The 25,386-nt window shown below is 73.3% G+C and carries 22 protein-coding genes and 1 pseudogene; 17 read left to right on the top strand and 6 right to left on the bottom strand.

Annotated elements, in window-relative coordinates:
- Positions 1-83: 83 nt before the first annotated feature.
- On the bottom strand, positions 84-1,523 hold the full coding sequence (locus KPF22_RS24285) for an MFS transporter (RefSeq protein ID WP_208825740.1): 1,440 nt from the start codon (positions 1,521-1,523) through the stop codon (positions 84-86).
- A gap of 314 nt (positions 1,524-1,837) precedes the next feature.
- On the opposite strand from KPF22_RS24285, the gene KPF22_RS24280 reads away from it, so the two are divergent.
- The 10 genes from KPF22_RS24280 (at position 1,838) to KPF22_RS24235 (ending at position 13,939) form a co-directional block, all read left to right on the top strand.
- Complete coding sequence (locus KPF22_RS24280; protein ID WP_208825742.1) at positions 1,838-2,191, top strand: bifunctional 3-phenylpropionate/cinnamic acid dioxygenase ferredoxin subunit; 354 nt, start codon at positions 1,838-1,840, stop codon at positions 2,189-2,191.
- Positions 2,191-3,360, top strand: coding sequence for an NAD(P)/FAD-dependent oxidoreductase (locus tag KPF22_RS24275; protein WP_208825744.1), 1,170 nt, complete (start codon positions 2,191-2,193; stop codon positions 3,358-3,360). Before KPF22_RS24280 ends, KPF22_RS24275 begins: the two co-directional genes overlap by 1 nt.
- 170 nt (positions 3,361-3,530) lie before the next feature.
- Positions 3,531-4,835 carry a serine hydroxymethyltransferase gene (gene glyA / locus KPF22_RS24270; RefSeq protein WP_208825746.1) on the top strand — a complete coding sequence of 435 codons (1,305 nt, stop codon included), beginning with the start codon at positions 3,531-3,533 and terminating at the stop codon, positions 4,833-4,835.
- Positions 4,832-6,088 (top strand): sarcosine oxidase subunit beta family protein, encoded by a 1,257-nt coding sequence (locus KPF22_RS24265; RefSeq protein WP_208825748.1) that lies wholly within the window; start codon positions 4,832-4,834, stop codon positions 6,086-6,088. The genes glyA and KPF22_RS24265 overlap by 4 nt, the downstream gene beginning before the upstream one ends.
- A 17-nt stretch (positions 6,089-6,105) precedes the next feature.
- Positions 6,106-6,396 carry a sarcosine oxidase subunit delta gene (locus tag KPF22_RS24260; RefSeq protein WP_208825750.1) on the top strand — a complete coding sequence of 97 codons (291 nt, stop codon included), beginning with the start codon at positions 6,106-6,108 and terminating at the stop codon, positions 6,394-6,396.
- Positions 6,393-9,179: a 2Fe-2S iron-sulfur cluster-binding protein gene (locus tag KPF22_RS24255; protein ID WP_224403379.1), complete on the top strand. Its 2,787-nt coding sequence runs from the start codon at positions 6,393-6,395 to the stop codon at positions 9,177-9,179. The genes KPF22_RS24260 and KPF22_RS24255 overlap by 4 nt, the downstream gene beginning before the upstream one ends.
- Positions 9,169-9,813: a sarcosine oxidase subunit gamma gene (locus tag KPF22_RS24250; protein ID WP_208825754.1), complete on the top strand. Its 645-nt coding sequence runs from the start codon at positions 9,169-9,171 to the stop codon at positions 9,811-9,813. Before KPF22_RS24255 ends, KPF22_RS24250 begins: the two co-directional genes overlap by 11 nt.
- 32 nt (positions 9,814-9,845) lie before the next feature.
- On the top strand, positions 9,846-12,317 hold the full coding sequence (locus tag KPF22_RS24245) for an FAD-dependent oxidoreductase (protein ID WP_224403378.1): 2,472 nt from the start codon (positions 9,846-9,848) through the stop codon (positions 12,315-12,317).
- A gap of 90 nt (positions 12,318-12,407) precedes the next feature.
- Positions 12,408-13,028: a cyclodeaminase/cyclohydrolase family protein gene (locus KPF22_RS24240; RefSeq protein ID WP_224403377.1), complete on the top strand. Its 621-nt coding sequence runs from the start codon at positions 12,408-12,410 to the stop codon at positions 13,026-13,028.
- Positions 13,025-13,939 carry a bifunctional 5,10-methylenetetrahydrofolate dehydrogenase/5,10-methenyltetrahydrofolate cyclohydrolase gene (locus KPF22_RS24235; protein WP_224403376.1) on the top strand — a complete coding sequence of 305 codons (915 nt, stop codon included), beginning with the start codon at positions 13,025-13,027 and terminating at the stop codon, positions 13,937-13,939. The genes KPF22_RS24240 and KPF22_RS24235 overlap by 4 nt, the downstream gene beginning before the upstream one ends.
- On the opposite strand, the gene KPF22_RS24230 is transcribed toward KPF22_RS24235, so the two are convergent.
- Complete coding sequence (locus tag KPF22_RS24230; protein WP_208825059.1) at positions 13,902-14,567, bottom strand: GntR family transcriptional regulator; 666 nt, start codon at positions 14,565-14,567, stop codon at positions 13,902-13,904. The two genes, KPF22_RS24235 and KPF22_RS24230, sit on opposite strands and share 38 nt — an antisense overlap.
- Positions 14,568-14,699: 132 nt before the next feature.
- Between KPF22_RS24230 and purU the strand changes: the two are divergent.
- Positions 14,700-15,548, top strand: a pseudogene (gene purU / locus KPF22_RS24225) (formyltetrahydrofolate deformylase).
- Between the two features lie 242 nt (positions 15,549-15,790).
- Here the strand turns inward: purU and KPF22_RS24220 are convergent.
- A complete protein-coding gene (locus KPF22_RS24220; protein WP_224403375.1) occupies positions 15,791-16,939 on the bottom strand; it encodes an aromatic ring-hydroxylating dioxygenase subunit alpha in 1,149 nt (382 codons plus the stop codon).
- Positions 16,940-17,674: 735 nt separating this feature from the next.
- Between KPF22_RS24220 and KPF22_RS24215 the strand changes: the two genes are divergently transcribed.
- Positions 17,675-19,513, top strand: coding sequence for a BCCT family transporter (locus KPF22_RS24215; RefSeq protein WP_224403374.1), 1,839 nt, complete (start codon positions 17,675-17,677; stop codon positions 19,511-19,513).
- 24 nt (positions 19,514-19,537) lie between these two features.
- Here KPF22_RS24215 and KPF22_RS24210 read toward each other — a convergent pair whose 3' ends face one another.
- Entirely contained in the window at positions 19,538-20,113 is a 576-nt protein-coding gene (locus KPF22_RS24210; RefSeq protein WP_208825053.1) for an isochorismatase family protein, read from the bottom strand.
- A gap of 3 nt (positions 20,114-20,116) precedes the next feature.
- A complete protein-coding gene (locus KPF22_RS24205; protein ID WP_224400907.1) occupies positions 20,117-21,403 on the bottom strand; it encodes a nicotinate phosphoribosyltransferase in 1,287 nt (428 codons plus the stop codon).
- Between the two features lie 38 nt (positions 21,404-21,441).
- Between KPF22_RS24205 and clpS the strand changes: the two genes are divergently transcribed.
- Both clpS and KPF22_RS24195 read left to right on the top strand, forming a co-directional pair.
- Positions 21,442-21,750 carry an ATP-dependent Clp protease adapter ClpS gene (clpS, locus tag KPF22_RS24200; RefSeq protein WP_060710877.1) on the top strand — a complete coding sequence of 103 codons (309 nt, stop codon included), beginning with the start codon at positions 21,442-21,444 and terminating at the stop codon, positions 21,748-21,750.
- A 2-nt stretch (positions 21,751-21,752) separates the two neighbouring features.
- Positions 21,753-22,304, top strand: a complete 552-nt coding sequence (locus tag KPF22_RS24195) for a DUF2017 domain-containing protein (RefSeq protein WP_062400754.1) — start codon at positions 21,753-21,755, stop codon at positions 22,302-22,304.
- A gap of 16 nt (positions 22,305-22,320) precedes the next feature.
- On the opposite strand, the gene KPF22_RS24190 is transcribed toward KPF22_RS24195, so the two are convergent.
- Positions 22,321-24,009, bottom strand: a complete 1,689-nt coding sequence (locus KPF22_RS24190) for a bifunctional UDP-sugar hydrolase/5'-nucleotidase (RefSeq protein ID WP_224400908.1) — start codon at positions 24,007-24,009, stop codon at positions 22,321-22,323.
- A gap of 134 nt (positions 24,010-24,143) precedes the next feature.
- Between KPF22_RS24190 and KPF22_RS24185 the strand changes: the two genes are divergently transcribed.
- From KPF22_RS24185 to KPF22_RS24175, 3 genes are all read left to right on the top strand, one after another.
- Positions 24,144-24,638, top strand: a complete 495-nt coding sequence (locus KPF22_RS24185) for a M67 family metallopeptidase (protein ID WP_100880863.1) — start codon at positions 24,144-24,146, stop codon at positions 24,636-24,638.
- A gap of 115 nt (positions 24,639-24,753) precedes the next feature.
- Positions 24,754-25,029 (top strand): MoaD/ThiS family protein, encoded by a 276-nt coding sequence (locus KPF22_RS24180; RefSeq protein WP_062404265.1) that lies wholly within the window; start codon positions 24,754-24,756, stop codon positions 25,027-25,029.
- A 62-nt stretch (positions 25,030-25,091) separates the two neighbouring features.
- Positions 25,092-25,386 (top strand): pyridoxal-phosphate dependent enzyme (locus tag KPF22_RS24175; RefSeq protein WP_224403373.1); only part of this gene is annotated, 295 nt, incomplete at its 3' end.

Here is a 25,386-nt window from a genome sequence, read left to right as displayed (position 1 = left end):
ACGCCGGGCTCTGGTCATGTCGCCGATGTTAGACTGATATATCAATCATGCCAAGAGGGGTGCGGCGGTCGATCCGCGGCGGGTCAGTGCGTGTGGTCGTAGGGCTGCTCGAGCGGCACGCCCTCGGGCGACATCGGCGGCGCGGGCAGGTCCGCGCTGGAGGTCAGCGGGGCGGCCCCGGCCAGCGGGCGGCCCGCGGTCTCGGGCAGGAACACCACGCCGACCACACCGACGAGGCCGGCGGCGACGAGGACGTACCCCGGCCAGTCGAGGTTGCCGGTGGCGGTCACGGCGGTCTCGATCAGCGTCGGCGCGGTGCCCGCGAACAGCGACACCGACAGGTTGAACACCACGCCCAGGCCGCCGTAGCGGACCATCGTCGGGAACTGCGCGGGGAGTGTCGACGGCAGCACCGCTGCGAAGCCGACCAGCACCGTGGCCATCAGCAGCAGGCCCACGAACTGGCCGATCATGCCGTCGCGCATCAGCCAGACCGCGGGCAGCCCGACCCCCACCAGGGTCAGGCTCGTGACCATCAGGACCGGCTTGCGGCCGACCCGGTCGCTGAGCCTGCCCACCGCGGTGATCACGCAGAGCATGCCCAGCATGACCGCGACGAGCATGGCGCCGGTGGCGGCCCCGGAGGCGCCGTGCTGGCCGTGCCGGGGGAGCGTCCCGGTCAGGTAGGTGGGCATGTAGTTGGTCAGCACGTAGTTGGTGACGTTCCAGGCCACCACCAGCGCCGCGGTCACGAGGGCCGGTGCCCGGTAGCGGCGGACCAGGATCTGCATCGCCCGCCGGTAGGGCATCGTCGCGAGCGCGGGGGAGCGCTCCATCAGCTGCCGGAACGCCGGGGTGTCCTCCAGGCGCATCCGCAGATAGATGCCGGCTATCCCCAGGGGGAGGGCGAGCAGGAACGGGATCCGCCAGCCCCAGGCGAGCAGGTCCTCCTCGGGCAGCACCGCGACGAGCGCGCCGCAGACACCGGCGCCGAGGGTGTAGCCGGTGATCGTGCCGAACTCCAGCCAGCTGCCGAAGAAGCCGCGACGTCGGTCGGGCGCGTACTCCGCGACCAGGGTCAGTGCGCCGGTGTACTCCCCGCCCGCGGAGAAGCCCTGCAGCATCCGGATCAGCAGGACCAGCAGCGGTGCGGCGATCCCGGCCGTCTCGTAGGAGGGCACGAAGCCCAGCGCGAGCGTCGCGACGGTCATCAGCAGGACGGTGAAGGCGAGCACCCGGGTGCGGCCGATGCGGTCCCCGAGCGGCCCGAACACGAACCCGCCGAGCGGCCGGACGACGAACGCCGCCGCGAACGTCGCCAGTGTCAGCACCAGCGACCACTCGCCGGCCTCCGGGAAGAAGACCCGGTTGAGCACCACCGCGGAGAGGAAGGAGAAGAGGCCGAAGTCGTACCACTCGGCGACGTTGCCGACCGAGGCCGCCGCGGCCGCCCGCCGGACCGTGCGCTCCTCCTCGACCGCGACCGGCCCGCGGCGTCGGGGCCTGCGCGGTCCGTCGGTCATGAGGTCTCCTCGGATCGATCGGCCGCGCCGCGGCAGCCGTGCCGACGCAGTATCGCCACACCATCATTCTCGCGGCCATGGTGTCACGTGTCCACGAGTGATATATCTTTCGTCGACGGACGGCCCGGACTGTGCCGGTGCCGGTCCACGGGCCATTCGGTCACGGGGGACAGCCGCTCACATTTCCACGTCGTCACACGATCGGACTCTTCGGGGCCACCGAGAAATTGCTCGTTGACGGCTGCCACCTGCGGCCTCACCATTCGGTTGCGCATGGCATGGCGAGTTTCGCGATAGGCAACAGTGGAGGAACCATGATCTTCGTGGGCGAGCTGTCCGACATCCCCGTCGGGGAGTCCGTTCGTGTTCAGGGGACGGTGCCGATCGCCGTCTTCAACGTCGACGGCGATCTCTACGCCATCGACGACACCTGTACCCACCAGGACGCCTCACTGTCCGACGGGTGGCTCGAGGACTGCGCCGTGGAGTGCCCGCTGCATGCGGCCTGCTTCGACCTGCGGACCGGGATGCCGAGCGGCCCGCCCGCGAAGACACCCGTCCGCACGCACCAGGTGGTGATCGCCGACGGTGTGGTCCACGTCGTCGAGTCGGTCCCCGCCTCCGGCGCCGCGACCGGCGTCCGCCCGGGCGTACGGGCCGGCACCTGATGCGCGACGTCACGGTCGTCGGCGCCTCGCTCGCAGGTCTCGCCGCGGCGCGTGCCCTGCGCGTCCAGGGCTTCACCGGGACGATCACGGTCGTCGGCGACGAGAAGCACGCCCCGTACGACCGCCCTCCACTGTCCAAGGAGTTCCTCGCCGGGACCTCCGACGAGGACGCCATCGCCCTGACCGAGGACGACGACGCCGCCCTCGACGTCGACTGGCGCCTCGGTCGCACCGCACTCGCCCTCGACGGTCCGGCCCGGACCGTCACCCTCGACGACGGCTCGACGCTCTCGGCCGACGCCGTCGTCCTCGCCACGGGCGCCCGCGCCCGGAACCTGCCGGGCGAGCTGCCCGGCGGGGTGCACACCCTGCGCACCCTGGACGACGCCCGCGCCCTGCGCGCCGACCTCGTCCCGGGCCGGCGGCTGGTGGTGGTCGGCGCCGGGTTCGTCGGGGCCGAGGTCGCCTCGACCGCCCACGGCCTCGGTCTGGACGTCACGATCGTCGAGGCGGCCCCGGTGCCGCTGCAGCGGGCCCTCGGGCCCGAGATGGGCACCGCCTGCGGCCGTCTGCACGTCGCCGCCGGGGTGCCGCTGCACCTCGGCACGGGCGTGGCCCGGCTCGTCGGCTCGCCCCGGGTCACCGGGGTCGAGCTCACCGACGGCCGTGAGCTGCCCGCCGACGTGGTCGTGGTGGGGATCGGCGCGATCCCGAACGTCGAGTGGCTCGACGGCTCCGGCCTGGAGCTCGACGACGGTGTCGTCACCGACGCCGCGGGCCGCACCGGCCTGCCCGGGATCGTGGCGGTGGGGGACTGTGCCAGCAGCCACCGCGACTACACCGGCTCCCGGCTGCGCCTGGAGCACTGGACCAACGCGCTGCAGCAACCGGCGGTCGCGGCCGCGGCGCTGCTCGGAGCCGAGCACTCGCTGCCGGTCCACCACGCAGTGCCCTACTTCTGGTCCGACCAGTACGGGCACAACATCCAGTTCGCCGGGCACCGGACCGCGGACGGTTCGGTCCGGATCGACGACGGGGACCCCGAGGCCGACGGCGGGTTCCTCGCCGTGTTCCTCGACGCCGCGGGGGAGGCCGTCGGCGTGCTCGGCGTCGACCGTCCCCGGCCCTTCGGGCGGATGCGGCGGGAGCTGGCGAAACGGCTCGCCTGACCCGGTACGTCACCTGCGGCGCAGATCCTCACGTGGACCTGCGCCGCAGGCGTGTCCGGACCCGCCCGCACGCACCTCGACCAGCCTCTTGACCTGCCGGGAGTGCCGTGCGACGCTGAGCGCAGACAGTTGATATATCAATCTGCTGGGGAAGATATCTGGAGGTGCCCATGACGACGTTCGCCGTGGATCGGGGTCCGTCGAACGGTGCGACGCGGGTCCTCGACGGGACGCTCGCCGAGACCGACCCGGAGGTGCACGCGGCCGTCGCCGCCGAGCTGGGTCGCCAGCGCGGCACCCTGGAGATGATCGCCAGCGAGAACTTCGCCCCGCTGGCCGTCATGCAGGCACAGGGCTCGGTCCTCACCAACAAGTACGCCGAGGGCTACCCCGGCCGCCGCTACTACGGCGGCTGCGAGCACGTCGACGTCATCGAGCAGCTCGCCATCGACCGCGTGAAGGCGCTGTTCGGCGCCGACTACGCCAACGTCCAGCCGCACTCCGGCGCCCAGGCCAACGCCGCCGCGATGGCCGCGCTGCTGAACCCCGGCGACACCATCCTGGGCCTGGACCTGGCCCACGGCGGGCACCTCACCCACGGGATGCGGCTCAACTTCTCCGGCCGCCTCTACGACGTCGCCGCCTACCACGTCTCCGCCGAGGACCACCGCGTCGACATGGCCGAGGTGGAGCGCCTGGCCCGGGAGCGCCGGCCCAAGCTGATCATCGCCGGCTGGTCGGCCTACCCGCGGCAGCTCGACTTCGCCGAGTTCCGGCGGATCGCCGACGCCGTCGGCGCCTACCTGATGGTCGACATGGCGCACTTCGCGGGGCTCGTCGCGACCGGGCTGCACCCGTCGCCGGTGCCGCACGCCGACATCGTCACCAGCACCACCCACAAGACGCTCGGCGGCCCGCGCGGCGGCATCATCCTGGCCCGTGCCGAGCACGCCAAGAAGCTCAACTCGCAGGTCTTCCCCGGCCAGCAGGGCGGCCCGCTCGAGCACGTGATCGCGGCCAAGGCCGTCGCGTTCAAGCTCGCCGGCGAGCCCGCGTTCGCCGAGCGGCAGCAGCGCACGCTGGAGGGCGCCCGGATCGTCGCCGAGCGGCTGGTGGCCGAGCCCGGCGTCGGCGTGGTCTCCGGCGGCACCGACGTCCACCTGGTCCTGGTCGACCTGCGCGACTCCGAGCTCGACGGCAAGCAGGCCGAGGACCGGCTGCACCGGGTCGGCATCACCGTCAACCGCAACGCCGTCCCGTTCGACCCGCGCCCGCCGATGGTGAGCTCCGGGGTCCGGATCGGCACGCCCGCGCTCGCCGCCCGCGGCTTCGGTGCCGAGGACTTCACCGAGGTCGCCGACATCATCGCCCGCGCCCTGCGCCCCGCCGCGGGCGACGCCGAGCTCGACGAGCTGGCCGCCCGCGTCACCGTCCTCGCCGACCGCCACCCCCTCTACCCGGAGCTGACGGCATGAGCACCCAGAACACACCTCCCGGGGCGCACCTGCCCGAGCACCCCGACGCCCTGTGGCGCAACCCCGAGCCGAAGCGCTCCTACGACGTGGTCGTCGTCGGCGGCGGCGGGCACGGTCTGGCCACCGCCCACTACCTGGTCAAGAACCACGGGATCACCAACGTCGCGGTCCTGGAGAAGGGGTGGCTCGCCGGCGGCAACATGGCCCGCAACACCACCCTGATCCGCTCCAACTACCTGTGGGACGAGTCGGCCTTCATCTACGAGCACGCGCTGAAGCTCTGGGAGGGGCTGGAGGAGGACCTCGGCTACCCGATCCTGTTCTCCCAGCGCGGCGTGCTGAACCTGGCCCACACCGAGCAGGACGTGCGCGACTCGGTCCGCCGGGTGGAGGCGAACCGGCTCAACGGGATCGACGCCGAGTACCTCGGCCCCGACGACGTCGCGAAGATCTGCCCGATCGTCAACGTCTCGCACGACATCCGCTACCCGGTGCTGGGGGCGACCTACCAGCCCCGTGCCGGCATCGCCAAGCACGACTACGTGGCCTGGGGCTTCGCCCGCCGCGCCGACGCCGCCGGGGTCGACCTGATCCAGGACTGCGAGGTGCTGGACTTCCTCACCGAGGGCTCGGTGGACGACGGCTCCGCGCGGGTCACCGGGATCCGCACCAGCCGGGGCGACATCGCCTGCGGGCAGGTCGCACTCTGCGCGGCCGGGCACACCTCCACCCTGCTCGACCGGCTCGGGGTGGACACCCCGCTGCAGTCGCACCCGCTGCAGGCGCTCGTCTCCGAGCTGCTGGAGCCGGTGCACCCGACGATCGTCATGTCGAACGCGGTGCACGTCTACGTCTCCCAGGCGCACAAGGGCGAGCTCGTGATGGGCGCCGGCGTCGACTCCTACAACGGGTACGGCCAGCGCGGCGCCTTCCACATCATCGAGCGCCAGATGGCCGCCGCGGTCGAGCTGTTCCCGGTGTTCGCGCGGGCGCACCTGCTGCGCAGCTGGGCGGGCATCGTCGACGTCACCCCGGACGCGTCGCCGATCGTCGGGCGCACGCCGTACTCCAACGTGCTGGTCAACTCCGGGTGGGGGACCGGCGGCTTCAAGGTGACGCCCGGTCTGGGCTGGTGCCTGGCCCACACCATCGCCACCGGCGAGCTGCACCCGCACATCGCCCCGTTCTCCCTCGACCGGTTCGTCACCGGCGCGCTCGTCGACGAGCACGGCGCCGCCGGCGTCGCCCACTGACACCCCAGGAGCCTGACGTGCAACTCATCGACTGCCCCTGGTGCGGCCCCCGCGAGGAGGTCGAGTTCCACTACGGCGGCCAGGCCCACGTCGAGTACCCGGCCGCGCCGGCCGAGCTCGACGACGAGCAGTGGGCGCACTACGTGTTCTTCCGGGACAACCCGAAGGGCCCTCATCCCGAGCGCTGGAGCCACTCCGCCGGCTGCCGCCGCTGGTTCAACGCCGTCCGTGACACCCACACCTACCGGTTCCTCGCCGTCTACCCGATGGGCGAGGCCCGGCCGCAGATCCCGGGGGCCCGAGCATGACCCGCGTCGACGGTTACGGTCGCATCGACCGGACCCGCACCCTGAACTTCGTCTTCGACGGCGAGCACTACTCCGGGCACCCGGGCGACACCCTGGCCTCGGCGCTGCTCGCACACGGCGTGCGCGTGCTCGGCGGGTCGGTCAAGCTCGGCCGCCCGCGCGGTATCGGCGGCGCCTGGACCGAGGACCCGGTCGGCCTCGTGCAGATCGAGGAGCCGTTCCCGGAGCCGATGCTGCAGGCCGCCACCGTCGAGCTCCACGACGGCCTGGTCGCCCGCGGCCTGAACGGGCAGGGTCGGCTCGCGACGGTCCCCGACACCGCGCGGTACGACCGTCGCCACGCCCACTGCGACACCCTGGTGATCGGCGCCGGCCCGGCCGGGCTGCTCGCCGCGCGCACCGCGGCCCGCCGCGGCGACCGCGTGGTGCTCGTCGACGACCGTCCCGAGGCCGGTGGCGCGCTCGTCCCGACCGACCGGATCGACGGGCGCGCCGCGCACCGCTGGGTCGCCGACGTCGTCGCCGAGCTCGCGGAGAACCCCGAGGTGCTGCACCTGCAGCGCACCACCGCCTTCGGCCACTACGACGACGGGTTCGTCCTCGCCCTGGAGCGGCGCACCGACCACCTCGGCGCCGCCGCCCCGCAGCACCGGTCCCGCCAGCGGGTGCACCGCATCCGCGCCGGGAAGGTCGTCGTCGCGGCCGGCGCGATCGAGCGCCCCGTGGTGTTCGCCGACAACGACCGGCCGGGCGTCATGCCCGCCTCCGCGGCGCGGGAGTACCTGCACCGCTACGGCGTGCTCGCCGGCCGCGAGGTCGTCGTGTTCACCACCGACGACGCCGCCTACCTCGCCGCCGCCGACCTGGCCGGGGCCGGGGCACGCGTCACCCTCGTCGACGCCCGCGCCGAGCTGCCCGCCGAGCGGGCCCGCGCCTGCACCGAGGCCGGGGTGACCGTGCAGGCGGACGCCACCGTCGTCGGCTCCGACGGCGACGCCGCGGGCCGGGTGTCCGCCGCGCACGTCGCGACCGGCGACGGCACCGAGGTGCTGGCGTGCGACCTGCTGCTGGTCTCCGGTGGCTGGACGCCCACCGCGCACCTGTTCAGCCACGTGCGCGGACAGCTCGTCTTCGACGCCGGCCTGGGCGCGTTCCGCCCCGGTGCCGCGATCGCGGGTACCGAGGTCATCGGCGCCGCGAACGGCACACTCGACCTGGCGGGCTGCCTGTCCGAGGGCGCGGGCGGCGACGCCCCGAGCTCCGCCCCGGAGCCGGCGCGCACGCCCGGCCTGGTGCTGTGGCGCACCGCGGGGGACTCCTCGCGCCAGTTCGTCGACATCGCGCGGGACGCGACCGTCGCCGACATCGAGCGGGCCGTCGGCGCGGGGCTGCGCTCGGTGGAGCACGTGAAGCGCTACACCACCATCGGCACCGCACACGACCAGGGCAAGACCTCCGGCACCATCGCCTCGGGGATCACCGCCGAGCTGCTGGGCCGCCCGGCGGGCGACCTCGGGACCACCACGTTCCGCCCGCCCTACACCCCGGTCTCGTTCGCCGCGCTCGCCGGCCGCGAGCGCGGGCAGCTGTTCGACCCGGTCCGCACCACCGCGGTGCACCCGTGGCACGTCGCGCACGGCGCGGTGTTCACCGACGTCGGCCAGTGGAAGCGGCCCCGCCACTTCCCGCAGGCCGGCGAGGACATGGACGCCGCCGTGCTGCGCGAGTGCGCCGCGGCCCGCCGCGACGTCGCGATCATGGACGGCTCCACGCTCGGCAAGATCGACGTACAGGGCCCGGACGCGGGGGAGTTCCTCGACCTCGTCTACACGAACCTGATGAGCAGCCTGAAGGTCGGCCGCGTCCGCTACGGCGTCATGTGCGGCAACGACGGCATGGTCACCGACGACGGCACCGTGCTGCGCATCGCCGAGGACCGGTTCCTGCTCACCACGACCACCGGCGGCGCGGCCTCGGTGCTCGACCACCTCGAGGACTGGCGCCAGACCGAGGTGGGGCACCTGAAGGTGAACCTGACCTCGGTCACCGAGCACTGGGCCGTGTTCCCGGTCGTCGGGCCCCGCTCGCGTGAGGTGATCTCGGCGGTCTTCAGCGACGTCGACGCCTCCGCCGAGGCGTTCGAGTTCATGAGCTGGCGCGACACCGAGCTCGACGGGGTGCCGGTCCGGCTGGCCCGGATCTCCTTCTCCGGGGAGCTGGCCTTCGAGGTCAACGTCGACGCCCGGTACGGCCTGGCCGTCTGGGAGCGGCTGGTCGCCGCCGGCCGGCCGTACGGCATCACCCCCTACGGCACCGAGACGATGCACGTGCTCCGCGCCGAGAAGGGCTACCCGATCATCGGGCAGGACACCGACGGCACGGTCTCCCCGCACGACCTGGGGATGAGCTGGGCGGTCTCGAAGAAGAAGGTCGACTTCGTCGGCAAGCGCTCCTTCGCCCGCGCCTCCAACACCGACCCGATGCGCAAGCACCTGGTCGGGCTGCTCCCCACCGACCGCGGCACCCGGCTGCCCGAGGGGGCGCAGATCGTCGAGTTCTCGCCCGACGGCACCCTGCCCCCGCCGCCGGTCCCGATGCTCGGCCACGTCACCTCCAGCTACCTGTCCGCGGAGCTGGAGCGGCCGTTCGCCCTGGCCCTGCTCAAGGGCGGCCGCGACCGCATCGGCGACGTCGTGCACGTCCCGCACCAGGGGGCGCTGGTCCCGGTCGAGGTCACCGGACCCGTCCTCGTCGACCCGGAAGGAGCCCGCCGTGACGGCTGAGCTCGCCACCACGCACCCGCTCGACGCCTATGCCACGGCACTGACCGGGCTCGCCCGGGACACCGGCGGCGGCCTCTCGGTCGAGGTCCTGCCGACCGCGCAGTCGGTGACCCTGCGGCTCGACCCGGCCGGCCCGGCCCGTGCCGGTGTCGACGCCGCGCTCGGCACCGCGCTGCCGACAGGTGCGAACACCTGGGTCGCCGCGGGTGACGGCGAGGTCGTCTGGCTCGGCCCCGACGAGTGGTTGGTCACCAGCCGCTCCGGGAACGCCGCGGTCTCCGAGGCGGCGCTGCGCGCGCTCGTCGCCGGGGAGGCGGGCGGCGCCGCCGTCGACACCTCCGCCCAGCGGGTCGTGCTGCGGATCGGTGGGCGCCTGGCCCGCGAGCTGCTGTCCTTCGGCTGCTCGCTGGACCTGCACCCGCGTTCGTTCCCGGCCGGACGCAGCGCCCAGACGCTGCTCGGCGGGGCCGGGGTGATCCTGCTGGCCCGTGACGCCGCCGCCGACGCCGACGGGGGAGCGGTCCTCGACGTGCACGTCCGCAGCTCGTTCGCCGGCCACCTCGCCGACTGGCTGCTCGACGCGGCCCAGGAGTTCCGCGACGACCCCGCCGCCGCACCGGCCCTCGCCGGCTGACCCGCCCGACGACCACCGAGAAGGAGACCACCATGACCCCCCGTGTCGTCATCATCGGAGCCGGGATCGTCGGGACGAACCTGGCCGACGAGCTCACCACCCGCGGCTGGACCGACGTCACCGTCCTGGACCAGGGGCCGCTGCCGCTGACCGGCGGTTCCACCTCGCACGCCCCGGGCCTGGTCTTCCAGACCACCGGGTCGAAGACCATGACCGCGTTCGCGACCTACACGGTCGAGAAGCTGAAGAGCCTGGACGTCGACGGTGGCTGGTGCTTCAACCAGGTCGGCGGCCTGGAGGTCGCGACCACCCCGGAGCGGCTCGCCGACCTGCACCGCAAGCAGGGCTGGGCCGTCTCCCGCGGGGTCCCGGCGTCGGTCGTGGACGCCGCCGAGTGCGCGCGGCTGCACCCGCTGCTCGACGCCGACCGGGTCCTCGGCGGTCTGCACACCCCGACCGACGGTCTCGCGAAGGCGGCCCGCGCGGTCGTCGCGCTGGCCCGGCGTGCCGAGTCCCGCGGCGCGGTCTTCCGCGGCTCGGTGCGCGTCACCGGCATCGCGCAGTCCGGCGGCCGGGTCACCGGCGTCGAGACCGCCGACGGCGAGACCGTCCCCGCCGACATCGTCGTGTCCTGCGCCGGGTTCTGGGGCCGCGAGCTCGGAAAGCTCGTCGGGATGCGGGTGCCGCTGCTGCCACTGGCCCACCAGTACGCCCGCACCACCCAGGTCGAGCAGCTCGTCGGCCGCAACGACGAGCTGATCGAGGCGCGGCTGCCGATCCTGCGCCACCAGGACGCCGACCTCTACTACCGCGAGCACAACGACTGCATCGGCATCGGCTCCTACGCCCACCGCCCGATGCCGGTGTCGATCTCCGAGCTGCCCGAGGTCGGCGACGGAGAGGTCGGCGAGCGCACCCAGCCCTCGATGCTGCCCTTCACCTCCGACGACTTCGCGCTGCAGTGGGAGCAGAGCACGCAGCTGCTGCCCGGCCTGCAGCGGTCCAAGATCGAGCACGGCTTCAACGGGGTCTTCTCCTTCACCCCCGACGGCGGCCCGCTGATCGGCGAGTCCGCCGACGTCGCCGGCTTCTGGATCGCCGAGGCCGTGTGGGTCACCCACTCCTCGGGCGTGGCCCGCTCGGTCGCGCAGCTGCTCGTCGAGGGCCGCAGCGAGCTCGACCTGCACGGCTGCGACGTGCACCGCTTCGACGAGGTCGAGACCACCGACGCCTACGTCGACGAGACCTCGCAGCAGAACTTCGTCGAGATCTACGACGTGCTGCACCCGCTGCAGCCCAAGCTGTCCCCGCGCGACCTGCGGACCAGCCCGTTCGTGGACCGCCAGCGTGAGCTCGGGGCGTTCTTCCTGGAGTCGCACGCCTGGGAGCGCCCGCACTGGTACGAGGCCAACGCCGCGCTGGCGAAGGACATGCCGGCCCGGTGGCGTGCCCCGTCCCGCGACGCGTGGTCGGCGATGTTCCACTCGCCGGTCGTCGCGGTCGAGGCGTGGAAGACCCGCACCGCCGTCGCGATGTACGACATGACCCCGCTGAAGCGCCTGGAGGTGTCCGGGCCGGGTGCGTGCGCGTTCCTGGAGGGCCTGACCACCGGCGCGATGGACAAGTCCGTCGGCGCGGTCACCTACACGCTGATGCTCGACGAGGCCGGCGGCGTCCGCAGCGACCTCACCGTCGCCCGGCTGGGCGAGCAGCTGTTCCAGGTCGGTGCGAACTCCAACCTCGACCTCGACCACCTGCGCCGCGCGCTGCCGGACGACCATTCGGTGGTCGTCCGCGACATCACCGGGGGGACCTGCTGCATCGGCGTCTGGGGCCCGCTGGCCCGCGACCTGGTGCAGCCGCTGTCGGGCGACGACTTCTCCCACGAGGGGCTGAAGTACTTCCGCGCGATGTCCGCGCACATCGCCGGTATCCCGGTGACCGCGATGCGGCTGTCCTACGTCGGCGAGCTCGGCTGGGAGATCTACACCAGCGCCGAGTACGGCCGCAAGCTGTGGGACGTGCTCTACGAGGCCGGGCGCCCGCTCGGCGTCGTCGCGGCCGGGCGCGCGGCGTTCAACAGCCTGCGGCTGGAGAAGGGCTACCGCTCCTGGGGCGCCGACGTCTCGACCGAGCACAACCCCTACGAGGCCGGGCTCGGCTTCGCCGTCCGCCCGCACACCAAGGGCGACTTCGTGGGCCGCGAGGCCGTCGAGAAGATCGACCCGGACGCCGTCACCCGCAGGCTGACCTGCCTCACGATCGACGACGGCCGCAGCGTCGTCCTCGGTCACGAGGCCGTCCTCGTCGACGGACAGCCCGCCGGCTACGTCACCTCCGCGGCGTACGCCTACACCCTGGGCACCCCGATCGCCTACGCCTGGCTGCCCGCCGGGCTGCCGGTCGGGGGAGCGGTCGAGATCCAGTACTTCGACCGCCGGATCCGCGCCTCGGTCGCGGCCGAGCCGCTGTTCGACCCGGAGATGAGCCGCATCCGGCGCTGACTCGCACGACCCGGGGCCCGGCCCACCCGCCGGGGCCCCGGGCCCCGACGTGCCACCCCGCCCGTCGTACCGCCGCACGGAAGGACCCCCATGCGTTCCGACACCCTCGACCGGTTCCTCTGGGACCTGGCCGCCCGCGTCCCCGCCCCCGGGGGCGGCGCGACGGCCGGCCTGCACCTCGCCCAGGCCGCCGCCCTGCTCGGCATGGTCGCCCGCTACACCGACGGCGAGCGCTACGCCGAGCACGCCGACGCCGTCCTCGACATCCGCAACCGGGCCGACGCGCTGCGCATCACCGGCCTCGGACTCGCCGAGGACGACGCCCGCGCGTTCGGTGCGGTCGGCGCGGCCTACGCACTCCCGCGCGACACCGAGGAGGCGAAGCGGGTCCGCACCGCGGCGATCGCCGCCGCACTGGTCGAGGCGGGACGGATCCCGGCGCAGGTCATCCGCGCCGCGGAGCAGGTGGTCGACCTCGCCGAGCGGCTGCGGCCGATCGGCAACCCCAACGTGATCAGCGACGTGGGAGCGGCGGCCGACGCCGCACGGGCCGCGGCCGGCACCGCCCGGCTCAACGTCGAGATCAACCTGGCGGGCCTCACCGACCCGTCGGCGCGCAGCGAGCTGTCCGCGGCACTGACCGGCGTCGACGACCTGCTGCGCCGGGCCGACAAGGTGACCGACGACGTACGGGAGCAGATCCGCCGATGACCCCGCAGGCCCCCACCCCGCCGACCCCCCACCCCGACCACGTCGTGCTCGACGGCACCGCGCGCGCCCGCGAGCTGCGCCAGGGCGTGCACGCCGAGGCCGCCGCGCTCACCCTGCTCGGCGTCGCACCGCGGCTGGCCGTCGTCGTCGCCACCGCCGACGAGGGCGCCGGCTGGTACGTCCGCTCGCTGTCCGGCGCCGCCCGCCGGGTCGGCGTCGAGTGCGAGGTCGTCGACCTCGGCCCGGACGCCGCGCCCGAGCTCATCGGCGCCACCCTGGCCCGGCTGAGCAGCGACGACACCGTGCACGGCATCATCCTGCAGACCCCGCTGCCCGACGGCGCGCGGGTCGAGGAGCTGGCCGCGTCGATCGTCCCGGAGAAGGACGTCGACGGCGCCAACCCGCTGTCCGCGGGCCTGCCCGCCTACCCGCCGGCCACCGCGGCCGCGGTGCTCGAGCTGCTCGACCACCACGGCATCGAGCTGGCCGGGCGCAGCGCGGTCGTCGTCGGGCGCTCGCTGGTCGTCGGCAAGCCGACCGCCCAGCTGCTGCTGCAACGCGACGCGACGGTCGGGATCTGCCACCGCCACACCAAGGACCTCGCCGAGCACACCCGCACCGCGGACGTGCTGGTCGTCGCGGTCGGGCGGATCGGGCTGATCCGCGCCGAGCACGTCGCCGACGGCGCGGTCGTGGTCGACGTCGGTACCAACACCGCGCCCGACGGCAGCCTGGTCGGCGACGTCGACGCGGTCGACGTCGCGCGGCGGCCGGGGGCGCTCACGCCGGTGCCCGGTGGTGTCGGTCCGGTGACCACGGCGCTGCTGCTGGCGCACACCGTCCGCTCGGCGCGCGCCCACGTCCGAGCCCCGCTCAGACGACCTGGCGGACCGCCTTCTCGAAACCGATGACGTGCGCGCGGGCCCGTTCGGCCGCCTCGTCGGCCTGCTGGCCCGCGATGGCCCGCAGCAGCCCCGAGTGCTCGCCGACGTGCTGGTCGAAGTCGGTCATCCGGTCCAGGAACAGGCAGAAGATCCGGGTCGCCAGGTTGTCGTAGCGGATCAGGGTGTCCTCGAGGTGCGGGTTGGCCGCCGCGGAGTAGATCGTCCGGTGCACGTGCAGGTCCCAGCGCATCAGCTCGTCGCGGTCCAGTGTGCGCACGTCGATCCGGTCGATCGTGTCGGCGAGCTCGGCGAGGTCGGCCCGGGTCGCGGGGCCGGAGTACTCGGCGGCACGGCGCGCGGCGAGCGGCTCGAGCTGCACACGGATCTCGGAGATGTAGGCGAGGTCGGTGATGTCGACGCCGGTCGCGAACGTCCCGCGGCGCGGGTAGGAGACGACCAGCCGGTCGATCTCGAGCCGCTTGAGCGCCTCCCGGACGGGGGTGCGACCGACCTCGAGGGACTTCGCGAGGGCGACGTCGTCGATGGCCGTCATCGGCGGGATGTCGAGCATGATCAGCCGATCCCGGATCACCGTGTACGCCTTGTCGGCGAGGGACGTGTACTCCGGCTCGGCGTCGTCGGGAAGAGCGGTCACCGTCGCATGTTAACGCGACATGTGTGGGTAACAGTCCTCGGACGTGCCCACACCTCTTGACTGAGACTGATATATCACTGTCACTGCGTGCCGCGGTCTCCGCGGATCGCGTCCGACCGAGGAGAGGCCGCCGTGTCCCGTTCCTTCATCCTGACCCTGGACTGCCCGAACCGCACCGGCATCGTGCGGGCGGTCAGCGCGTTCCTGTTCGAGCACGGCTGCGACATCGGTGAGTACCAGCAGTTCGACGACCCGCTGCGTGGCCGCCTCTACCTGCGCACCTAGGTCGGCGCGGAGCAGGACGTGGACCTCGACGCCGTCAGCCGCGACTTCGAGGCCGTCGCGGCGGAGTTCGGCATGAGCTTCACCTTCACCGACGGCGTCCCCGCCCGGATCCTGGTGATGGTCTCCAAGCTCGGCCACTGCCTCAACGACCTCGTCTTCCGCTGGCGGGCCGGCAGCCTCGGCGCCGACATCGTCGCCGTCGTGTCCAACCACTCCGACCTGCGCCCGATGGCCGAGGCGGCGGGGCTGCCGTTCGTGCACGTCCCGGTGACCGCGGAGACCAAGCCCGAGGCCGAGGCGCGGCTGCTGTCGCTCGTCGACGAGTTCGACGCCGAGCTGGTGGTGCTCGCCCGCTACATGCAGGTGCTCTCCGACGAGACCTGCAAGGCCCTCGAGGGCCGGGCGATCAACATCCACCACTCGTTCCTGCCCGGTTTCAAGGGCGCCCGCCCCTACCACCAGGCCTACGAGCGCGGCGTCAAGCAGGTCGGCGCCACCGCCCACTACGTCACCCCGGACCTGGACGAGGGCCCGATCATCGAGCAGGAGGTGATCCGGATCGACCACTCCTACGACCCGAAGGCCCTGCAGATGGTCGGCCGCGACGCCGAGGCGCTCGCCCTGTCCCGTGCGGTCCGCTGGCACTGCGAGCGACGGGTGCTGCTGACCGGCGGCAGCACGGTCGTCTTCCGGTAACGCCGCTCCCGGCCTCCGAGGCCCCGTCCCCGCACCGCGGGGGCGGGGCCGGTCGCGTCCCGGCAGGGTCGGTGCCCCGGGGCGTCGGCGTCGAGCAGCGCCTGCAGGATCCGTCGCGGCGCTCGTCCCGTTCGTCCACCGACACCTCCGACCCTGCGTCCCCGGCCCGGCCCCGGACACACGACCGCCCCGCGCCGGCGGGCCGGGCGGGGCGGTCGTGGTGGTGCGGGACGGAGCGCGGATCAGCCCACCCGGTCGCGCACCCAGTCGTGGAACTCGCCGATGTGGTGCTCGCTGGGCACGAGCACGCCGCCCTTCTCGTAGGAGCGCGAGTCCATCGCGAGCTGACAGCGCTCGCAGGCGTCGAAGTCCTGGACGTTGACCCGGTGGAACAGCTCCACCGAGCGGTCGATGTCGGCGCCGGAGTCGACGACCTCGGGCAGGTAGAGCCAGTCGCAGACGACCAGGGTCCGCTCGGCGGTCAGCGGGAACATGCGGTGGAACACCACGTGGTCGGGGACCAGGTTGATGAACACCGACGGCCGCACGGTGATGGCGTAGTAGCGGCGGTCCTGCTCCTGCGCGACGCCCGGGATGCGGGTGAGCCCCTCCGAGCCGTCGACGGTGAACCCCTTGATCTCCTCGCCGAACTCCGCGCCGTGCCCGACGAAGTACTGGGCGGCGAGGCCGTCGGCGAACTCGGGCAGCACCTCGGTGAGCTCGGGGTGGATCGTCGCGCAGTGGTAGCACTCCATGAAGTTCTCGACGATCTGCTTCCAGTTCGCCTTGACGTCGTAGGAGATGCGCCGGCCGAGCTTCAGGTTCTCGACGTCGTAGCCGACGATCGCGTCCGGCGAGCCGAGCCGGGTGGTGACGTCACCGATCACCGTCTCGGTGAAGGAGGGCGGCTCCTCGGCCAGGCTCAGCCAGACGTAGCCCAGCCACTCGCGGACGTGCACGGTGTGCAGGCCGTACTCGACCTTGTCGACGTCGGGCATCGAGCCGAGGTTCGGCGCCGCGATGAGCTTGCCGTCCAGGCCGTAGGTCCAGGCGTGGTACGGACACTGGAAGGAGCGCTTGACCTCGCCCTTCTCCTCCGTGCACAGCCGCGCGCCGCGGTGCCGGCAGACGTTGAGGTAGGCCCGCACGGAGTTGTCCCTGGCCCGCGTGACGATCACGCTCTCCCGTCCGATCTGGACGGTCTCGAACGCGCCGGGCTTGTCCAGGTCCGCGGCCAGCACCGCGCAGAACCACGTCTTGTGGAAGATGTTGTCCTGCTCGGCCCGGAAGATCGCGGGGTCGGTGTAGTAGTGGCCGGCGAGGGTCTCTCGCAGGCTGTCCGGGAGGCTCTGCCCCTCGGTGGCGGGGGTCGACAACTCACCGGTCGTCATGGCGGTACTCCTCGTGGGCGACGGTCTGGCGTGCGGCTGCGGGGCGGGGCGCGAGGTGGGTGCCGTCGACGGGTGTGCGTCCGGCGGGCCGAGCTCGGGATCGGTGCGACGGCGTCGGGGTGTTACGGAGGCCGGCGCCGCGGGACCGGGGGGCCACGCGACGGCCGGGCGCCGGAGGCGACCGGCGTGCGGTCGCGGTGGAAGCGTTGCGGCACAGCGGATCACCTCCTGCAGTGGGATTCCGACGCGATGACGGCGGCGACCGGGGCCGCGGAAACTCACGAGAAACACCGGAAACTGTTGCGTAACAAGCAACGAGTCGCTCAATGCGCACCACGATGGGAGCGCGTCCCCCGGGTCGGTGTCAAGGGGGCGCGGCAGTGGTGTTCGTGCAGGCCCGGGGTGTGGGCCGGTCGTCCCGGGTGGGGCGACGGAACTGCTGGGGGCACGGTGGCGACTCCGGTGTCGGCGGGCTCCGAGCGGCCGGTGGGGTCTTGACCGCCGCTTCGGGGCCATCATAACGTGCACAGATATATTAATCGAGTATCTGAAGGGGAGCAGGTGACGCCGGGCTCGGTCCCGGCCGGCCGCCGCCCCTCCGGCGCCCCCTGCGTGGCCGGAGGGACCCGCCCCCCCGCACCCGTCGCGCCGGCGATCCCGGCCGCGGAACCGCACGACCCACGGAGCGGCGCACGAACCGCACTTCCCCCGCACCCGGACAGAGGTGGAGACGTCATGACGCAAGTCGATCCCCGGTCGTGTACCGAGGACCCCGGAGCGCCCCCGGAGCCCCCCCGCACGGACTGGACGGTCTTCGGGATCGGCGCCGCGCTGGCGCTGCTGTTCGTCGTCTGGGGGGTCGCGGCGCCGGAGAACCTGCGTACGACCGCGTCCGGGATGATCGAGGCCCTGATGCGCGGGGGCGGCTGGGGATTCATCCTCGCCGCGACCGCCTTCGTCGCGTTCGCGCTGTTCCTCGCCTTCAGCCGCTTCGGGCGCATCAGGCTCGGCGCCGACGACGAGGAGCCCGAGTTCCGCACGGTCTCCTGGATCGCGATGATGTTCTCCGCCGGGATGGGCATCGGCCTGATGTTCTTCGGGGTCACCGAGCCGCTGACCTTCTTCCGTTCCCCGCCGCCCGGGTCCGCCGCGCCGGCGACGACCGAGGCGATGCAGGTCGCGATGGCGACGTCGCTGTTCCACTGGACGCTGCACCCGTGGGCGATCTACGCCGTCGTCGGCCTCGCGATCGCCTACTCCACCTTCCGGCGGGGCCGGCGGCAGCTGATCAGCCAGGCGTTCGTCCCGCTGATCGGGCAGAAGGCCGCCGACGGGGCGATCGGCAGGGCGATCGACATCCTCGCGATCTTCGCGACGCTGTTCGGCTCGGCCGCGTCCCTCGGTCTGGGCGCGTTCCAGATCGGCGGCGGCATGCAGACCGTCGGCTGGGTCGAGGGGGTGCCGGGGGCCGGCGTGCTCGCCGCGATCATCGTCGTGCTGACCGCGGCGTTCATCCTGTCCGCGGTGTCGGGCGTCGCCAAGGGCATCCAGTGGCTGTCCAACACCAACATGGTGCTGGCCGGGGCGCTGGCGCTGTTCGTGTTCGTCGTCGGCCCGACGGTGATCATCCTGGACCTGGTGCCGACCGCGCTGGGCGCGTACTTCTCCCAGTTCTTCGAGATGGTCGGGCGCACCGAGGCCGTCGGCGGCGAGCCGATGCTCGAGTGGCTGTCGGGCTGGACCGTCTTCTACTGGGCGTGGTGGATCTCGTGGACGCCGTTCGTCGGCATGTTCCTGGCGCGGATCTCGCGCGGGCGCACCATCCGTGAGTTCGTCGGCGGCGTCATCCTCGCGCCGAGCCTGGTCTCGCTGGTCTGGTTCTGCATCTTCGGCGGCACCGCCGTCACCCAGGCCCAGCAGGGTGCGCAGTTCTCCGACGACTCCAACGTCCAGCTGTTCCAGATGCTCGACGCCTACCCGTGGGCCACGGCCACCGGCCTGCTCGTGATGGTGCTGGTGGCGATCTTCTTCGTGTCCGGCGCCGACGCCGCGTCGATCGTGATGGGCACGCTGTCCCAGCGCGGCACCATCGAGCCGAGCAGGTGGGTCGTGGTCTTCTGGGGTGCCGCGATGGGCGCGGTCGCGGTGCTGATGCTGGTCACCGGCGGTGAGGACGCCCTGTCGGGCATCCAGAACCTGACGATCCTGGTCGCCGCGCCGTTCGTGGTGATCATGGTGCTGCTGTGCCTGGCGCTGCACCGCGACGTGCGCCGGGACAAGGTCATCCTGCGCGCCGAGAAGAGCGCCGAGGTGATGGAGCAGGCCGTCGAGTGGGCGACCGACAACCACGGCGACGACTTCTACGTGAAGGTCGGGTCCTTCGCGAAGGACGACTCCGGTGAGCCCGCCTCCCCGGACGGCACCCACCCCGCCGCGACCGCCGCCGCGCCGGCGGCCGACGGCGCGGGGGACCGGGCCGAGCCCGTCCCGGTCGCCGTCGTCGACCCCCTCGCCCCGGCCGACCGGCCCGACGACGACCGGCCAGCCCCGGTCGGCACCGCCGACCGGCACTGAGTCCGGCGCCGGCGCCGCCGGGGGTCAGGCGGTGCGGAGCTCCACGCCGGCCTCGGTCAGCGCGGCGAGCGCCCGCTCCGTCGTCTCCGGTGCCACCCCGGCGCAGTGGTGCAGCAGCACCGTCGTCGCCAGCCCGAGCCGGGACGCGTCCAGCGCGGTCGCCCGGACGCAGTGGTCGGTCGCCAGGCCGACGACGTCGACCTCGGTCACCCCGTGCTCGGTGAGCCAGTCGCCCAGCGGGGTGCCCGACTCGTTCGCGCTCGCGCCCTCGAACCCGGAGTAGGCGCTGGTGTAGGCGCCCTTGTCGAAGACGCACTCGATCGGCGCCACGTCCAGTGCCGGGTGGAACGACGCGCCCGGCGTCCCCGCGCGGCAGTGCGGCGGCCAGGAGTCGACGAAGTCCGGGGTGTCGGAGAAGTGCGGCCCCGGGTCCACGTGCACGTCCCGGGTGGCGACGACGTGGTCGTAGACCCGCCCGTCGCGGCCGCCGGTCGCGAGCGGCCCGATCCCGGCGGCCACGGCGGCCCCGCCGGCCACCGCGAGGGCGCCGCCCTCGCAGAAGTCGTTCTGGACGTCGACGACGATCAACGCTCGTGCCATGGCTCAGCTCCCGGTGAGGAAGGTGGTCGGGATCGCAGGCTCGCCGCGGGACAGCTTCAACCCCTCCCACGGTACGGCGACCAGCGCCGTCCGCAGCCGCTCCCGGGCGGCCTCCAGCCCGGTGACGACGTCGTCGGCGACGACCTTCCCGTCCCGCACCAGCGGCACCGGCAGCACCCGGTCGTGCGGGCCGAGGACCGGGTCGGTGCCGTAGGGGTACACGACCTCCTCGACCGCGGTCCCGGTCGGCTTGAACCGGCGCAGCGCCGCCTTGCGCCCGCCGCGGGACTCCTTCGCGCTCGACCGCTTGGCCACCGGGCGCCCGTCGACCTCGACGAGCTTGTAGACCATCCCCGCCGTCGGCGAGCCCGACCCGGTGACCACCGAGGTCCCCACGCCGTAGGAGTCGACCGGCTCGGCGCGCAGCGAGGCGATCGCGTATTCGTCGAGGTCGCCGGAGAGCACGATCCGGGTGCCGGTGGCGCCGAGCGCGTCGAGCTGCTCGCGGGCCTGGCGGGCCAGCTCGCCGAGGTCGCCCGAGTCGATGCGGACCGCACCCAGCCCGGGCCCGGCGGCCGCGACGGCGTGCTCGATACCGCGGCGGATGTCGTAGGTGTCGACGAGCAGCGTGGTGCCGGTGCCCAGCGCGGCGACCTGGCTGGCGAAGGCGGCCGGCTCGTCGTCGTGCAGCAGGACCCAGGCGTGCGCGGCGGTGCCCGCGGTCGGGATGCCGTGCCGGGCGCCCGCGGCGAGGTTCGACGTCGTCGCGAAGCCCGCCAGGTACGCGGCCCGGGCCGAGGCCACGGCGGCCTCCTCGTGGGTGCGCCGCGAGCCCATCTCGATGAGCGGCCTGCCGGCCGCCGCGGTCACCATCCGGGCCGCCGCCGAGGCGATCGCGCAGTCGTGGTTGTAGATCGACAGCGCGACGGTCTCCAGGATCACCGCGTCGGCGAAGGTGCCGGTCACGGTGAGGACGGGGGAGCCGGGGAAGTACAGCTCGCCCTCCGGGTAGCCGTCGACGTCGCCGGAGAAGCGGTAGTCGCCCAGGCGCTCCAGGGTCGCCGCGTCGACGACCGGGGCGAGGAACTCCAGGTCGGCGGCGGAGAACCGGAAGCGCTCCAGCGCCTCCAGCAACCGCCCCGTCCCGGCGACGACGCCGTAGCGGCGCCCGTCGGGCAGGCGGCGCGCGAACAGCTCGAAGACGCAGTGGCGTTCCGCGGTGCCGTCGGCGAGGGCCGCCGCCACCATCGTCAGCTCGTAGCGGTCGGTCAGCAGGGCCGTGCCGGTCATGGCCGGGAGCCTACGGCTCCTGTGCCACCATGGGGCGCATGTCCGCGCCGTCCCCAGCGCCGTCCCCGGCGCCCACCGAGCAGGTCACGCCCGACCTGGACGAGTCCGCCGGCCCCGACACGCCGTGGCAGGCCATCGTCTGGAACGACCCGGTCAACCTCATGTCGTACGTGACCTACGTGCTGCAGAAGGTGTTCCACTACCCCGAGGCGAAGGCCACCGCGCTGATGCTCGACGTGCACCACAAGGGACGCGCCGCGGTGTCGGCGGGGGACAAGGACACCGTGGAGGGCCACGTCGCCCAGCTCCACGCGGCCGGCCTGTGGGCCACCATGCAGCGGGCCTGAGCGTGAACGGCTGGAAGCGCAGCGGGCGGGGCGACCGCGTCCGCTACACGTCCGGGTTCTCCGGTGAGGAGGCCGTCGTCCTGCGGGGCCTGTTCGTCGAGATCCGCCAGATGCTCGCCGGTCGTGCCGAGCTCGCGCCCACCGACGAGCTGGCCGAGCTGACCGGCATCCGCACCGGCCCGACGTCGCGGCCGACCGACCGGGTGCTGGCCCGGCTGCTGCCGGACTTCACCACCGAGGACTCCGACCTCGCCGGCGGGATGCGCTCGCTGCACGAGCCGTCGCTGATCGAGGCCAAGGACACCGCCGCGGCGACCGTGCTGGACACCCTGCCCGAGGCGGGCGGACGGCTCGAGCTCACCGAGGCCCAGGTCGACGCCTGGCTGGCCGCCCTCAACGACGTGCGGCTCGCGCTCGGCACCGCCCTCGACGTGAACGAGGACATGCCCGAGCAGCTGCCCGACGACGACCCGCGGGCCCAGCACCTGGGCGTCTACCACTGGCTGACCTACGTGCAGGACTCCCTGGTCCGGGTCCGCGTCCGCGGGCTCTGACCCGCCCGGCCGCCCCTCAGCGGCGCACGATCCGGTCGGTCGACGGCACGGCCAGGCCCGGGTTCGCGCCCAGGTACGCGACGAACGCGTCGAGGTCCACCGGGCCGCCGACCAGCTCGGTCCCGGCGGTGACGGTGTCGAAGCCGTCGCCGCCCGCGGACAGGAAGTTGTTCGTCGCGACCCGGTAGCGGCCGTCGTCGGTGACGGGGACGCCGCCGATGGAGATGTCACCGACCCGGTTCCCGGCCACCACCGTGTAGCGCAGGTTCGACGAGCTCTGCAGGACCGTCGGACCGTCGTCGACGGTGAACTGCTGGTCGAGCACCGCGCGCAGCTGGGCGCCGGTGAGCGTCATGGTCTGCAGGATGTTGCCGAACGGCTGCACGGTGTAGGCCTGCCCGTAGGTGACCCGCCCGCCCGCGCCGGGCACCAGGTCCGCGCGCACCCCGCCGGGGTTGGTCAGCGCGAGCTGTGCGCCGTCGCCGCGCGAGGCGGCGAGCTGGGCGTCGGCGATCACCGTGCCGAGCGGGGACAGTCCCGACGGCGCGGCCGCGCGCAGCAGCGGGCCGGCCAGGGTGCCGACCGGGCGCTCGGCCAGCGGCCGCGACTGCGCGACCGCACGGTCGACGACGTCGGCGACCGCCGGGTCGGGGGCGACGTCGCGGGTGACCACCACGTTGCGGGCGGTGCCGGTCGCGGCGCGGTCCACGTCGCCGTCGCCGGTCAGGGCGAGGTCGACCACCGACAGCAGCCTGCCGAACGACAGGCCCTGCACGAACGGTCGCGGGTTCCCGGCCGGGTCGGTCGCCGAGCACGCGTACTGCTGGTGGGTGTGCGCGGAGAACACCGCGTCGACGTCGGCGGACACCGCGGCCGCGATCCGCGACCCCGGCCCGCCGGGCTCGATCGCACAGGCGTCCGGGCCGCCGTCGCCGGTCGCCTCGTCGCCCTGGTGCAGCAGCAGCACCTGTGCCCGTACCCCCTGCGCGGTCAGCTCGCGCGACGCCGCGTCGACCGCGGCGACCTCGTCGCCGACCTCCAGGCCGCGGATGCCGTCGGGGGAGACCAGGTCGGGCAGCTCGGACAGGGTGGCGCCGATGACGCCGATCCGGGCGCCGCCCGCCTCCACCACCGTCGACGCGGCGAGCGCGGGCTTCCCGCCCTCGGTCACGTTCGCCGACAGGATCGGGAACGACGCGCCGTCGTAGGACGGGGTGAAGCGGCAGCCGTCGACCGGGTGGCAGCCGCCGCGCTGCAGCCGGCGCAGCTCGGTGATGCCCTCGTCGAACTCGTGGTTCCCCGCGGCGGACGCGGCGACGCCGATCCGCTCCAGCACCTCGACGGTCGGCTCGTCGCGGAACAGCGCCGACGCCAGCGGGGACGCGCCGACGTTGTCGCCGGTGGACAGCACCACGCTCGCCGGGGCCTGCGCCCGCAGCGCCGCGACGTGCGCGGCGACGAACGCGGCGCCGCCGGCCTCGACCTGCGCGCCGGCGTCGTCGGTCACCCGGCCCGAGGACCCCGAGGGCGGCTCCAGGTTGCCGTGCAGGTCGTTGAGCGCGATGAGCCGCACCGTGCCCGAGCCGGGCGCGCCCGCGGCGGGGCGGCCCGAGAGCGTCACCGCCTCGACGGTGACCGCGACCGCGAGGACGACGACGAGCACGGCGGCGAGGACGAATCCGACACGGCGACCGGAGGCGGGCACGCAGGGCAGTATGGACGCACCCCTGCACGGGAGGCCGTGGCCGGGATCACAGAACGTGGTGTCGGGTGCGTGAACGGCCGGTTCCGGCCCGGCGGGTGTTCGGTCCCGCGGCCGGGGCCGCGTATCCTCGGGTCGTGCTCGTCCTCCGGTCCGACCTCGTCGATGCGATCGTCGCGCATGCCCGCCGGGACTTCCCGGTCGAGTCGTGCGGGCAGCTCGTCGGTCCCGAGACCGGCGAGCACCCCGAGCGCTACGTGCCGATGACCAACGCCGACGAGGTGGCGAGCGACTTCGCCTTCGCCCCGGCCGAGGACATCCGCCTGGAGCGCGAGCTGGACGCGGCCGGTGAGCGCCGCATGCTCGTCGTCCACTCCCACACGCGACTGCCGCGGCGGCCGGTGGCGCACACCGGTCTGCCCGAGGCCTACCCGTCGCCCAAGGACGTCGCCCAGATGGAGTGGACCCCCGACCAGCACTGGCTGATCGTGGGCCTCGCCACCGCCGACGCCGAGCCCGAGGTGCGCTCCTACCACCTCGCCGACGGCGAGGTCGTGGAGGACGAGCTGGCGGTCGTGGAGTCCTACATGTTCTCCCACACCGGCTCCGACGACGTGCCCGACCGGGCCTGATCGACCCTCTCGCGCACCCGCGCCGGAGGTCGCGCGGGAATGTCGCCGTACTCCGGCCGCGTTGTCGCGCGTGAGAAATCCACGCCAGAGCGACCCACCAGGAGTGATCACCGAGATGGCCGTCTCCGTCTCCATCCCCACCATCCTTCGCACGCACACCGACGGTGAGAAGACCGTCGAGGCGAAGGGCGACACCGTCTCGGCGGTCATCGACGACCTGGAGTCGCGGCACAGCGGCATCAAGGACCGTCTGATCACCGACGGCAAGCTGCACCGCTTCGTCAACATCTACGTCGACGACGAGGACATCCGTTTCGCCGGCGGCCTGGAGGCCCCGGTCACGGAGTCCTCCACGTTCACGATCCTCCCGGCCGTGGCCGGCGGTCGCTGAGCCCCACCGGACCCCGGCACCGGGCGGCGTCCCCGCCCGGTGCCGTCGTGTGAGGAGAACCCGTGCGTTACGACTCGTTGCTGCACGCCGTCGGCGACACCCCGCTGGTCGGGCTGCCGTCGCTGTCGCCGTCGGAGGACGTGCGGCTGTGGGCGAAGCTGGAGGACCGCAACCCCACCGGCTCGATCAAGGACCGGCCCGCGCTGGCGATGATCGAGGACGCCGAGAAGCAGGGGCTGCTCACGCCCGGCTGCACGATCCTGGAGCCCACCTCGGGCAACACCGGGATCTCGCTGGCGATGGCCGCGAGGCTCAAGGGCTACGAGATCATCTGCGTGATGCCGGAGAACACCTCCT

This window comes from Pseudonocardia sp. ICBG1034 (assembly GCF_020131375.1).
GTDB classification, from domain to species: Bacteria; Actinomycetota; Actinomycetes; order Mycobacteriales; family Pseudonocardiaceae; genus Pseudonocardia; species Pseudonocardia alni.
The sequence above is the reverse complement of the archived record's forward strand: the minus strand, read 5'-3'. Positions and strand labels throughout refer to the sequence as shown.